This is a genomic window from Amycolatopsis nalaikhensis, assembly GCF_030264295.1.
Classification (GTDB): Bacteria; Actinomycetota; Actinomycetes; order Mycobacteriales; family Pseudonocardiaceae; genus Amycolatopsis; species Amycolatopsis nalaikhensis.
The window spans coordinates 1,340,218-1,353,592 of record NZ_CP127173.1; the positions used below are offsets into that span (position 1 = coordinate 1,340,218).

Below are 13,375 nucleotides of genomic sequence, written 5' to 3' on the forward strand. Positions count from 1 at the left end.
GATCAGTACCCTGACCACCGTCGCCGGTGCCCGGGAGCCATTCACCGGTCCATCTCGCCACCCATCCAGGGTATGCCGGTGGCGCGGACCACATTCGCCCTGGTCGGATAGCCGGTATCCACCCACCCGTTAACACCCGCGAAACATACGGGTGACGGTCGGGCAACACCGCGCTTTTAGCGTGAGCCGAAGAGAGCACTGCCGTACGAGCTCGAATACGAAGGAGTCACCGAGGGTGCCCACTACTCCAGACGACATCCAGCGCCTCATCGCCGACGAGGACGTCGAAGTTGTCGACGTCCAGTTCTGCGACCTGCCCGGCGTGATGCAGCACTTCACGGTCCCCGCGAAGGCCTTTACCGAAGAAGCCTTCGAAGAGGGTCTCGCGTTCGACGGCTCCTCGGTGCGCGGCTTCCAGTCCATCCACGAGTCCGACATGCTGCTCCTGCCGGACGCGGCGACCGCGCGTATCGACCCGTTCCGCAAGGCGAAGACGCTCGCGCTGAACTTCTTCGTCCACGACCCGTTCACACGCGAGGCGTACAGCCGTGACCCGCGCAACATCGCGCGCAAGGCCGAGCAGTACATCTCCGAGTACGGCGTCGCCGACAACGTGTACTTCGGCCCCGAAGCCGAGTTCTACATCTTCGACTCGGTCCGCTTCGACTCCGCCGAGCACGCCTCGTTCCACGAGATCGACTCGATCGAGGGCTGGTGGAACACCGGCGCCGACGAGGTCGGCGGCAACCAGGGCTACAAGACGAAGTTCAAGGGCGGCTACTTCCCGGTCCCGCCGGTCGACCACTTCGCCGACCTGCGCGACGAGATCGTCCGCAACCTGACCAACACCGGTTTCGAGATCGAGCGCGCGCACCACGAGGTGGGCACCGCCGGCCAGACCGAGATCAACTACAAGTTCAACACGCTGCTGCACGCGGCGGACGACTTGCAGCTGTTCAAGTACATCGTGAAGAACACGGTGTTCGCCGCGGGCAAGACCGCGACGTTCATGCCGAAGCCGCTCGCGGGCGACAACGGCTCGGGCATGCACTGCCACCAGTCGCTGTGGAAGGACGGCCAGCCGCTGTTCCACGACGAGTCGGGCTACGCCGGCCTGTCGGACACCGCGCGCCACTACATCGGCGGCCTGCTCAAGCACGCCCCGAGCCTGCTGGCCTTCACGAACCCGACGGTGAACTCCTACCACCGCCTGGTGCCGGGCTTCGAGGCGCCGGTTTCGCTGGTCTACTCGCAGCGCAACCGCTCGGCTTGCGTCCGCATCCCGATCACGGGCAACAACCCGAAGGCCAAGCGCGCCGAGTTCCGCTGCCCGGACTCGTCGGGCAACCCGTACCTGGCGTTCTCGGCCATGATGATGGCCGGTCTCGACGGCATCAAGAACAAGATCGAGCCGCCGGACCCCATCGACAAGGACCTCTACGAGCTCCGCCGGAGGAGGCCAAGAACGTCCAGACGGTCCCGGCCGACCTGGGCACGGTGCTCGACACGCTCGAGGCCGACCACGACTATCTGCTCGAGGGTGGCGTGTTCACGCCGGACGTGATCGAGACGTGGATCTCGTACAAGCGCGAGAACGAGATCGACCCGCTGCGGCTGCGCCCGCACCCGTACGAGTTCGCCCTGTACTACGACGTGTGATCCGGTAGTACGGCCCTGGACACGCCGGCGGCGAGGAGCGAAAAGCCCTCGCCGCCGGCGTTTCTCGTCTCTACTCCGCCGTCGACAGCAGCTTCATGTCCGCGCCCGCCGCTTCGAAGCGGCCGCGCGGGTCCGCCACCAGCTTGCGGAGCTCCAGGTCCATCAGCCCCATCGTGCAGGTGATCTCCGCGGCCAGCGTGCCGTCGAGCTTGTAGATGTTCGAATCCATCTTGAACGTCTTGCCGCTGCCGAACTTGACGTCGCACGTCACGTCGACTTCGTCGCCCGCGCGCAGCTCGCGGCGGAACACCACGTTCGTCTCCAGCAGCACCGACGCGACGTTGCCCATGTCCTTCAGCGCGCCCGCCCGTTCCAGCAGCTCCAGCCTCGAAACCTCGCCGTACGAGTGGTACACGGCGTGGTTGAGGTGGCCCAGGGTGTCCAACTCGTAGTGCCGGACCTTGATCCGGGTCCGGAACGGCTCGCGCTCAGTCACGCTCCCCACTGTAAGCGACCGCTCAGGCCTCGTAGAACAGGTGCTCCACCACGGTGTGCGCCCGGCGCGTGATCCGCCGGTAGGTGTCGAGGAACTCGCCGGGGTCGTCCTCCGCCGACTGGCCCAGCACCCGCGCCACCGCCGCCAGGTCGCGGCCCGAGCCCGGGACCTCGTCCACCGCCTTGCCGCGGACCAGCATGCCCGCGTTGCGGACGCGGGTCGCCAGCAACCACGCCTCCGCCAGCGAGTCCGCCTCCGACTGCTCGGCCAGGCCCGCCTCCGGCAGCACCGCCAGCGCGTCCAGCGTGGACGTCGTGCGCAGGCCCGGGACCGAACACGCGTGCTGCAGCTGCAGCAGCTGGACCGTCCACTCGACGTCGGCGAGGCCGCCTCGCCCCAGCTTCGTGTGGCGCGTCGGGTCGGCGCCGCGCGGCATCCGCTCCGTCTCCACCCTCGCCTTGATGCGGCGGATCTCGCGCGCCTTCGTCGCGTCCAGCCCGCCCTCCGGGTAGCGGATCGGGTCGATCATCGCGATGAACCGCTCGCCCAGCTCGTCGTCGCCCGCGACGAACCGGGCCCGCAACAACGCTTGTGCCTCCCACACCTCGCCCCAGCGGGCGTAGTACGCGCGGTATGACTCCAGCGTGCGCACCAGCGGCCCGCTCCGGCCCTCCGGCCGCAGGTCCGCGTCGACCAGCAGGGCCGGGTCCGAGCTCGGCGCGCCCAGCATCTTCCGGACCGTCTCCGCTACCGACGAGGCGAACTTCACCGCGTCCGCGTCCGAGACGCCTTCGGACGGCTCGCACACGAAGAGCACGTCGGCGTCGGAGCCGTAGCCCAGCTCGGCACCGCCCAGGCGGCCCATCCCGATGACGGCGATGCGGGCGGGCGTGCGTCCCAGCTCCGCCTGGCGCTGGCGGAACGCCGCCGCCAGCGCGCCCTGCAACACCGCCACCCAGACACTCGACAGCGCTTCGCAGACCGCGGGCACGTCCAGCAACCCGAGCAGATCCGCGCACGCCACGCGCAGCAGTTCGTGCCGACGCAGTGAGCGCGCTGCCGCCACCGCCGCGTTCAGCCCGGGCTGACGTCGGACGGCGGCCCGCAGCGACGTCGCCACCTCGGCCGGGGTGCGGCCCAGCAAGCGGGCCGGGTCGCCGAGCAGGCGCAGCACCTCCGGCGCGCGGACCAGCAGGTCCGGCACCAGGTGGGACGTGCCCAGCAGGACCGCGAGGTTCTCCACCACCGTGCCCTCGTCCCGCAGCACCCGCAGGTACCACGGCGTGTCCTCGAGCGCCTCGGACACCTTCCGGTACGACAGCAGGCCGCCGTCGGGGTCGGGGGTGTCGGCCAGGAGGTCGAGCAGCACCGGCAGCAGCGCCTGCTGGATCGCCGCGCGCCGCGAGACGCCCGCTGTGAGGGCCTTGATGTGCTGGAGTGCGCCGTCGGGCGCCGTGTACCCGAGTGCCGCCAGACGGCTCGCGGCCTGTTTCGTGGTCAGGCGCAGCGCTTCCGTCGGCACGTTCGCGACCGACTGCAGCAGCGGCCGGTAGAAGATCTTCTCGTGCAGCCGCCGGATGCCCTTGGCGTGCTTGCGGAACTCCGCCAGCAGCGCCTCGCCCTGGCTCCTGCCGCCGGTCGCCTTGATGCCGCTCGCGCGGGCGAGGATCCGCAGCTCGTCCGTGTCCGACGTCGCCGGGAACAGGTGCGTCCGGCGCAGCCGCCGCAGCTGCAGCCGGTGCTCCAGCATCCGCAGGAACTCATACGACGCGCCCAGCTCGGCGGCGTCCTGGCGGCCCACGTAACCGCCTTCGCCGAGCGCCGCGAGCGCGTCCATCGTGGACGGCGACCGCAGGTCCGCGTCCACCCGGCCGTGGACGAGCTGCAGCAGCTGCACCGCGAACTCGACGTCGCGCAGCCCGCCGCGGCCCAGCTTCAGCTCGCGCTCGGCGTGCTCGGACGGCACGTGCCCCTCGACGCGCCGGCGCATCTGCTGCACCTCGTCGACGAAGTTGTCCCGGTCGGCCGCCGACCACACCATCGGCGCCACCATCTCGGCGTACTGGCGGCCCAGCTCGGCGTCGCCCGCCACCGGGCGTGCCTTCAGCAGCGCCTGGAACTCCCAGGTCTTGGCCCACTTCTGGTAGTAGCCGCGGTGGCTGTCCAGCGTGCGGACCAGCGCGCCGGCCTTGCCTTCCGGGCGCAGCGCGGCGTCGACCTCGAAGCACGCCCGGCCGACCACCCGCATCGCCGTGCTCGCCAAGCGCGTCGCGACACCGAGGTCGTCCGCGCCGACGAAGATGACGTCGACGTCGCTGACGTAGTTGAGCTCGCGGCCCCCGCACTTGCCCATGGCGATGATCGCGAGCGTGCCCTCGGCTTCGGCGCCGACCTCGGCCTCGGCGACCACCAGCCCGGCCGCCAGCGCGGCCTCGGCCAGCTCGGTCAGCTGCGCCGCGACCTCGGCGTAGTGCGGCTGCTCCAGCCCGGCTTCGACGACGTGCCCCAGGTCCGCCGCGGCGATGCCGAGCAACTGCGCGCGGTAGGCGACCTTGAGGGCCTGCTCCGCTTCGAGGCCGGTGAGCACCGAGCCGTCGTCACGCAGGAGCGCCGTGCGCAGCGCTTCGCGGTAGCGCGCGGGATCGGTGCTGTCCTTCTCGGCGAGCATCCGCCACTGCGCCGGGTTCGCACCGAGGAAGTCGGCCAGGGCGCTCGACGTCCCCAGCACGCTGAGGAAGCGGCCGCGGAAGGTCCGGTTGGCGAGCAGCTGCTCCGCGAGCGGCGCCCACTCGGCGGCGTTCGCTTCGCGGATCCGGTCGATCCCGCGCAGGGCGAGGTCGGGGTCGGCGGTGCGGGACAACGCCGCGAGCACGTCGGCCGCCGCGGCGACCGGGCCGGTGTCGTCCCACCAGCCGGCCGCGCGAAGCTGCCCCTCGGCACGGGCGTCCGTGAAGCCGTACCTCGCCGCGGAAGCGGTCGTTCGCGCTCGGTCTGCCATCACGAACCACCGTATCCCGGCGGCTCGGCTCAGGCGGCGAGCCTGCCCGGTTCGACCTCGGCCGGGGTCGGCTCCGGCACGTGGAAGCTGTGCGCGGTGACGGGATTGCGCCGCGAAAGGAAGTAGATCCCGACTCCGACGCCGAGCCCGACGACACCGACGGCGATGGTGCCCGCGGTTCCGAGCGAGGCGACCTTGCCGGAGACCGCGCCGACGATCGCGGCGGCGGGCAGGGTGAACAGCCACGCCAGCACCATCCGGCCCGCCATCCGCCAGCGGACCGGCGCGTCCCGGCGGCCGACGCCGGAGCCGACGATCCCGCCGGAGCAGACGTGCGTCGTCGACAGCGGGAAGCCCAGCCGCGACGAAACCAGGATGACCAGCGCCGAGCTCGTCTGGGCCGCGAAGCCCTGCGGGCCCTCGATGTCGGTCAGGCCCTTGCCGAGGGTGTGCGTGATCCGCCAGCCGCCGAGGTAGGTGCCCAGCGCGAGCGCGCACGCGGCGCTGATGATCACCCAGACGGGCGGGGCCGCGCCCGACGGCAGGCTGCCGGCGCTGACGAGCGTGAGCGTGATGACGCCCATCGTCTTCTGCGCGTCGTTGGTGCCGTGCGCGAGCGAGACGAGCGACGCCGAGACGATCTGGCCGACCTTGAACCCGCGCGTGGCCGGACGGCCCCGCACCAGGAAGCGGTAGACCAGGTAGGTCGCGACCATCGCGACCACCCCGGCGATCACCGGGCTGGCCGCCGCCGGGACCAGGACCTTCTCGACGATCTTTCCGAAGTGGACCGAATCGGACCCCGCCGAAACCCAGGTGGCGCCGATCAGGCCGCCGAAGAGGGCGTGCGACGGCTCGACGGCAAGCCGACGAACCACGTCACCAAGTTCCAGACGATCGCGCCGATCAGCCCGCCGAACACGATCGACGGGCCGATCTTCGTGTCGTCCACCAAGCCGCTGGAGATCGTCTTGGCGACCTCCACCGACAGGAACGCGCCGACCAGGTTCAACACCGCGGAGATGGCGACGGCCACCCGCGGCCGCAACGCGCCCGTGGCGATCGACGTCGCCATCGAGTTCGCGGTGTCGTGGAACCCGTTCGTGAAATCGAATACCAAGGCCGTGACGACGACGATCACGACCAGCAACGAGGGCTCCACCCCGACCTCCGCACCCTTGTGGGGACTCCTCCCGCAAGGTACCTGACGGGTGACGGGGGCGGTTAACAGGCCGTTTTCAGTTGTGACGCTTTCCGTTAAGCGAGCGGCAAAGTCCGTTGACTGTCGGCGGCCGGCTCGAGCTCACCGGCGGCCAACCGGACGAACCGCCGCGCGAACGGACGCCAGGTCTCCTCGATGTCGGCGTGCACGGTGGTCAACGCGTCGTGCTCGAGTGAGCCCGGACGGGCGAATTCCGCCTCCCTGGGGCTGTCTTCGGCCCAGCTCGCGACGACGGCGGGTGTCGTCTCGATGTGGAACTGGACACCGTAGACACAACGCCCGAGCCGGAAGGCCTGGTTCGCGTAGCGCGGCGCGGACGCGAGCAGCTCGGCACCGGGCGGGAGCCGGGTGATGGCGTCGTTGTGGAACTGCAGGACGTCCTGCATGAGCGGAAGGTCGGCGAAGAGCGGGTCGGTCCACGCCGCGTCCTTCTTGGCGACGAGGTGCGGGCCGACCTCGGGCCCGTCGGCCCCGACCTCGACGCGGCCCCCGGTCGCGACGGTCAGCAGCTGGGCGCCGAGGCAGATGCCGAGGGTGGGCAGCTGCTTCGACGCCGCGATGGCCAGCAGCCGCCGGACGTCGGCGAGCCACGGGTGCTTCGCGTCGTCCCCCGCGCCCATGCCACCGCCGAGGCAGACGACCCCCTGGTAGCCGTCGAGCGCGGTCGGCAGCTCGTCCTTCGGCGGCAGGCGGACGTCGAGCTCGGCGCCGGCGTCGGTCAGCCAGTCGCCGAGGGGGCCGAGCGGGTCCGACGCGTCCGGCTGGATGATCAGCAATCGTGTCACGGTTTCCAGGGTAGTCAGCAGGCGCAGCGGATTCCGGTGGTCGGGGCTCCTTCCACCGGGTAGCCGGCCGCGGTCCAGGCGGTGATGCCGCCGGAGAGCCGCTTCACCTTGAAGCCGAGCTGGGCGAGCTTGAAGGCGCCCTTGGTGGCGGCGTTGCACTGGGAAGCTCTCGCAGTAGCAGACGTAGACGAGATCCCGGTCGAGGTCCTTCGTGCTCTCCGCCGTCATGTCCCGGTAGGGCAGGTTGATCGCCCCGGGGATGCGCGCCTGGGCGAAGGCCTCGGGAGCGCGGGTCTCGACGACGAGGTAGCCGTCGGTCCGGCCGGCTTCGAGGTCCCGGACGAGGTCGTCGGGGTCGACTTCGAAGCCGAGCTCGGCGCCGAAGTACTCGACGGCGGATTCGGGCGCAGGGGCGGGGACGGTGAGCGTGCGTGCGGTGGTCATGCCGTCAATCCTGCTGGCGGCGGGGTCCCGGTCACAGGGGAGAATCGGCGTGGGAGCCCGGGTCGGCCGGGGATTTCCCCGTTCTGGCCGTGCGAACCCGGGAGAGTTGCGGTGGACCCCCTCGACGACGTCGACTGGCACCTGCTGGAGCTCCTCCAGGAGGACGGCCGCCTGAGCTTTACCGAGCTCGGCCGCCGGGTGTCGCTGTCCGGCTCCGCGGTGACGGAGCGGGTGCGCCGCCTCGAGGAGCGCGGGGTGATCACGGGGTACGGGGCGCACGTGGACACGACGAAGCTGGGGCTGCCGATCGAGGCGCTGGTGCGGGCCCGGGTGCGGAGCCTGGACACGCCGCGGTTCCGGACGGCGGTGCTGCCGCTGCCCCAGGTCGTCGCCGCGGACCACATCACCGGCGACGAGTGCTGGATCCTGCGGGTGCTGTGCCGGACCACGGGCGAGCTGGAGGAGCTGGTCGAGAAGGTGCAGCGCTACGGCGAGACGACGACGTCACTGGTGCTGTCGTCGCCGCTACGACGGCGTCCGCTGGCTCGGCCCTGAGGTTTCCGGGCATGAAGAAAGGCCCCGGGAGAACCATTTCTGGTCCTCAACCGGGGCCTTCCCCAAGGTAAGTTCGGCGGTGTCCTACTCTCCCACAACCCTTCGGTTGCAGTACCATCGGCGCTGTCAGGCTTAGCTTCCGGGTTCGGAATGGGACCGGGCGTTTCCCTGACGCTATAACCACCGAAACACTACGAAACAACACACCCCGGTGTGGTGTTTCAGAGCTGTAGAGTGGATGCGTAACATCTTCGTGGGCAAGTCCTCGGCCTATTAGTACCAGTCAACTCGACAACACATTACTGTGCTTCCATTTCTGGCCTATCAACCCAATGGTCTGTTGGGGGCCTTAACCCACATGGGGTGGGATACCTCATCTTGGAACAGGCTTCCCGCTTAGATGCCTTCAGCGGTTATCCCTTCCGAACGTGGCCAACCAGCCATGCTCCTGGCGGAACAACTGGCACACCAGAGGTTCGTCCGTCCCGGTCCTCTCGTACTAGGGACAGCCTTCCTCAAGTATCCTACGCGCGCGGCGGATAGGGACCGAACTGTCTCACGACGTTCTAAACCCAGCTCGCGTGCCGCTTTAATGGGCGAACAGCCCAACCCTTGGGACCTACTCCGGCCCCAGGATGCGACGAGCCGACATCGAGGTGCCAAACCATGCCGTCGATATGGACTCTTGGGCAAGATCAGCCTGTTATCCCCGGGGTACCTTTTATCCGTTGAGCGACACCCCTTCCACCAGGAGGTGCCGGATCACTAGTCCCGACTTTCGTCCCTGCTCGACATGTCTGTCTCACAGTCAAGCTCCCTTGTGCACTTGCACTCAACACCTGATTGCCAACCAGGCTGAGGGAACCTTTGGGCGCCTCCGTTACTCTTTAGGAGGCAACCGCCCCAGTTAAACTACCCATCAGGCACTGTCCCTGAACCAGATCATGGCCCGAGGTTCAGATTCCCAATTCGACCAGAGTGGTATTTCAACAACGACTCCACCACAACTAGCGTTGCAGCTTCACAGTCTCCCACCTATCCTACACAAGCCGAACCGAAAACCAATACCAAACTATAGTAAAGGTCCCGGGGTCTTTCCGTCCTGCCGCGCGTAACGAGCATCTTTACTCGTAGTGCAATTTCGCCGGGCCTGTGGTTGAGACAGCCGGAAAGTCGTTACGCCATTCGTGCAGGTCGGAACTTACCCGACAAGGAATTTCGCTACCTTAGGATGGTTATAGTTACCACCGCCGTTTACTGGCGCTTAAATTCTCAGCTTCGCCCCGAAAGGCTAACCGGTCCTCTTAACGTTCCAGCACCGGGCAGGCGTCAGTCCATATACATCGTCTTGCGACTTCGCATGGACCTGTGTTTTTAGTAAACAGTCGCTTTCCGCTGGTCTCTGCGGCCACCCACCCCTAGCCTGCAAGAAGCTTCAGGATGTTTGGCCCCCCTTCTCCCGAAGTTACGGGGGCATTTTGCCGAGTTCCTTAACCACAGTTCACCCGATCGCCTTGGTATTCTCTACCTGACCACCTGTGTTGGTTTGGGGTACGGGCCGTGCATGCACTCACTAGAGGCTTTTCTCGGCAGCATAGGATCACTCTACTTCGCCTCAAACGGCTACGCATCACGTCTCAGCCTATTGCCATGCGGATTTGCCTACATGACGGCCTACACGCTTACACCAGGACAACCATCGCCTGGCGGAGCTACCTTCCTGCGTCACCCCATCGCTTGACTACTACGAAATCAGGTCCCACGCTCCACACACAGACATCCATCCGAAGACTTCAATCCATGGCTTTGGGTGGTTAGTATCAAACGCCTCGTCATGGGCGCACATGCTCGGGTACGGGAATATCAACCCGTTGTCCATCGACTACGCCTGTCGGCCTCGCCTTAGGTCCCGACTTACCCTGGGCGGATTAGCCTGGCCCAGGAACCCTTGGTCATCCGGCGGCAGAGTTTCTCACTCTGCATTCGCTACTCATGCCTGCATTCTCACTCCCACACCCTCCACGACTCGGTTACCCGGCCGCTTCCCTGGATGCAGGACGCTCCCCTACCCATCCGTACCACTAGACACAACCCTCAAGGAGTTGAGCCGATGTATTGCGCGAATGACACAGCTTCGGCGGTGTGCTTAAGCCCCGCTACATTGTCGGCGCAGGACCACTTGACCAGTGAGCTATTACGCACTCTTTCAAGGGTGGCTGCTTCTAAGCCAACCTCCTGGTTGTCTGGGCAATCCCACATCCTTTCCCACTGAGCACACACTTAGGGGCCTTAGCTGGTGTTCTGGGCTGTTTCCCTCTCGACGACGAAGCTTATCCCCCGCCGTCTCACTGCCACGCTCTCACACTACGGTATTCGGAGTTTGGTTGATTTCGGTAACCCGGTAAGGCCCCTAGACCATCCAGTAGCTCTACCCCCGCAGAGAAACACGTGACGCTGCACCTAAATGCATTTCGGGGAGAACCAGCTATCACGGAGTTTGATTGGCCTTTCACCCCTACCCACAGCTCATCCCCTCAGTTTTCAACCTAAGTGGGTTCGGGCCTCCACGACGTCTTACCGTCGCTTCACCCTGGCCATGGGTAGATCACTCCGCTTCGGGTCTAGACCACGCGACTACATTCGCCCTATTCAGACTCGCTTTCGCTACGGCTACCCCACACGGGTTAACCTCGCCACGCAGCACTAACTCGCAGGCTCATTCTTCAAAAGGCACGCCATCACCCCGAAAGGCTCTGACGGCTTGTAGGCACACGGTTTCAGGTACTCTTTCACTCCCCTCCCGGGGTACTTTTCATCTTTCCCTCACGGTACTCGTCCGCTATCGGTCTTCAGGAAGTATTTAGGCTTACCGGGTGGTCCCGGCAGATTCACAGCAAATTCCACGAGCTCGCTGCTACTCGGGAACACCAAACAAACAATCAACAATGTGTTTTCGCGTACGGGGCTCTCACCCACTCCGGCCGCCCATCCCAAGGCGTTCCACTAACACACGCGATCGTTCCGAGGACTGTCAGATCCTCGACGCTGGGTCCCACAACACCGCCTGCACAACGCCTGACAGCTTGACATGCAAACGGTTTAGCCTCTTCCGCTTTCGCTCGCCACTACTCACGGAATCACGGTTGTTTTCTCTTCCTACGGGTACTGAGATGTTTCACTTCCCCGCGTTCCCTCCACACACCCTATATATTCAGGTGCGGGTAACACCACATCACTGGTGCTGGGTTTCCCCATTCGGAAATCCTCGGATCACAGCTCGGTTGACAGCTCCCCGAGGCTTATCGCAGCCTCCTACGTCCTTCATCGGCTCCTGAAGCCAAGACATCCACCATGTGCCCTTAACAACTTGACCACAAAGATGCTCGCATCCACTCTACAGTTCTCAAACACCACACCAGAAACAAACGTCCCTCTGGGGCAGAAGCCCCAAGGCGTGTTGCCTCAGGACCCAACAGTGTGCCAGGAACATGAACCTCGCCCGACCCCGCGAGCCAACGTTCCACGCGAAGCAAGCTTCGCAGTACTAGCCAGCGGCAGCGCCACCACGAGTTCACCTAGACCAGTAGTTCCACAATTCCTTGAGCAACCAAGGCAACACCACGTGCGGGTGTTAAACCCTGGCCACTCCCGGTCACCGAGGTGATCGGGATGTGTTGTGCTCCTTAGAAAGGAGGTGATCCAGCCGCACCTTCCGGTACGGCTACCTTGTTACGACTTCGTCCCAATCGCCAGTCCCACCTTCGACCACTCCCTCCCCTTACGGGGTTGGGCCATGGGCTTCGGGTGTTACCGACTTTCATGACGTGACGGGCGGTGTGTACAAGGCCCGGGAACGTATTCACCGCAGCGTTGCTGATCTGCGATTACTAGCGACTCCGACTTCACGCAGTCGAGTTGCAGACTGCGATCCGAACTGAGACCGGCTTTAAGGGATTCGCTCCACCTCGCGGTATCGCAGCCCTCTGTACCAGCCATTGTAGCATGTGTGAAGCCCTGGACATAAGGGGCATGATGACTTGACGTCATCCCCACCTTCCTCCGAGTTGACCCCGGCAGTCTCCCACGAGTCCCCGCCATAACGCGCTGGCAACGTAGGATAAGGGTTGCGCTCGTTGCGGGACTTAACCCAACATCTCACGACACGAGCTGACGACAGCCATGCACCACCTGTACACCAACCACAAGGGAAGCCCCATCTCTGGGGATGTCTGGCGCATGTCAAGCCCAGGTAAGGTTCTTCGCGTTGCATCGAATTAATCCACATGCTCCGCCGCTTGTGCGGGCCCCCGTCAATTCCTTTGAGTTTTAGCCTTGCGGCCGTACTCCCCAGGCGGGGCGCTTAATGCGTTAGCTACGGCACGGACAACGTGGATGTCGCCCACACCTAGCGCCCAACGTTTACAGCGTGGACTACCAGGGTATCTAATCCTGTTCGCTCCCCACGCTTTCGCTCCTCAGCGTCAGTATCGGCCCAGAGACCCGCCTTCGCCACCGGTGTTCCTCCTGATATCTGCGCATTTCACCGCTACACCAGGAATTCCAGTCTCCCCTACCGAACTCAAGTCTGCCCGTATCGACCGCACGCTCCACGTTAAGCGTGGAGATTTCACGGCCGACGCGACAAACCGCCTACGAGCTCTTTACGCCCAATAAATCCGGACAACGCTCGCACCCTACGTATTACCGCGGCTGCTGGCACGTAGTTAGCCGGTGCTTCTTATCCAGGTACCGTCACTTGCGCTTCGTCCCTGGCGAAAGAGGTTTACAACCCGAAGGCCGTCATCCCTCACGCGGCGTCGCTGCATCAGGCTTTCGCCCATTGTGCAATATTCCCCACTGCTGCCTCCCGTAGGAGTCTGGGCCGTGTCTCAGTCCCAGTGTGGCCGGTCACCCTCTCAGGCCGGCTACCCGTCGTCGCCTTGGTAGGCCACTACCCCACCAACAAGCTGATAGGCCGCGGGTTCATCCTGCACCGCCAGAACTTTCAACCCCTCTAGATGCCTAGAAAGGTGATATCCGGTATTAGACCTCGTTTCCAAGGCTTATCCCAGAGTGCAGGGCAGATTACCCACGTGTTACTCACCCGTTCGCCACTCATCCACACCCGAAGGTGCTTCAGCGTTCGACTTGCATGTGTTAAGCACGCCGCCAGCGTTCGTCCTGAGCCAGGATCAAACTCTCCAACAATGAACAGT

Annotated in this window: 4 protein-coding genes, 3 rRNA genes and 3 pseudogenes; 2 read left to right on the forward strand and 8 right to left on the reverse strand. The window is 65.3% G+C overall.

Annotated features, from left to right (window positions below; genetic code table 11):
• The first annotated feature begins 235 nt into the window (after positions 1-235).
• Positions 236-1,659 (forward strand): annotated as a pseudogene (gene glnA / locus QP939_RS06350) (type I glutamate--ammonia ligase).
• 70 nt (positions 1,660-1,729) lie between these two features.
• On the opposite strand, the gene QP939_RS06355 reads toward glnA, so the two are convergent.
• The 5 genes and pseudogenes from QP939_RS06355 to QP939_RS06375 form a co-directional block, all read right to left on the reverse strand.
• Complete coding sequence (locus QP939_RS06355) at positions 1,730-2,155, reverse strand: acyl-CoA thioesterase (RefSeq protein WP_285455626.1); 426 nt, start codon at positions 2,153-2,155, stop codon at positions 1,730-1,732.
• A gap of 22 nt (positions 2,156-2,177) precedes the next feature.
• The gene (locus tag QP939_RS06360; protein ID WP_285455627.1) at positions 2,178-5,153 is read right to left on the reverse strand and encodes a bifunctional [glutamine synthetase] adenylyltransferase/[glutamine synthetase]-adenylyl-L-tyrosine phosphorylase; all 2,976 of its coding nucleotides are present in this window, start codon (positions 5,151-5,153) and stop codon (positions 2,178-2,180) included.
• Between the two features lie 29 nt (positions 5,154-5,182).
• Positions 5,183-6,315, reverse strand: a pseudogene (locus tag QP939_RS06365) (inorganic phosphate transporter).
• Between the two features lie 95 nt (positions 6,316-6,410).
• Positions 6,411-7,160, reverse strand: coding sequence for a type 1 glutamine amidotransferase (locus QP939_RS06370; protein WP_285459675.1), 750 nt, complete (start codon positions 7,158-7,160; stop codon positions 6,411-6,413).
• Positions 7,161-7,364: 204 nt separating this feature from the next.
• Positions 7,365-7,604: pseudogene (locus tag QP939_RS06375) on the reverse strand (rhodanese-like domain-containing protein); the annotation flags it as partial.
• Between the two features lie 111 nt (positions 7,605-7,715).
• On the opposite strand from QP939_RS06375, the gene QP939_RS06380 reads away from it, so the two are divergent.
• A complete protein-coding gene (locus tag QP939_RS06380) occupies positions 7,716-8,159 on the forward strand; it encodes an Lrp/AsnC family transcriptional regulator (RefSeq protein WP_285455628.1) in 444 nt (147 codons plus the stop codon).
• A 71-nt stretch (positions 8,160-8,230) separates the two neighbouring features.
• On the opposite strand, the gene rrf is transcribed toward QP939_RS06380, so the two are convergent.
• From rrf to QP939_RS06395, 3 genes are all read right to left on the reverse strand, one after another.
• Positions 8,231-8,347 (reverse strand): 5S ribosomal RNA (gene rrf / locus QP939_RS06385).
• A gap of 65 nt (positions 8,348-8,412) precedes the next feature.
• A 23S ribosomal RNA gene (locus QP939_RS06390) occupies positions 8,413-11,532 on the reverse strand.
• A gap of 314 nt (positions 11,533-11,846) precedes the next feature.
• Positions 11,847-13,367: ribosomal RNA gene (locus QP939_RS06395) — 16S ribosomal RNA — on the reverse strand.
• The 16S, 23S and 5S rRNA genes sit together here, the layout of an rRNA operon.
• Positions 13,368-13,375 lie beyond the last annotated feature (8 nt).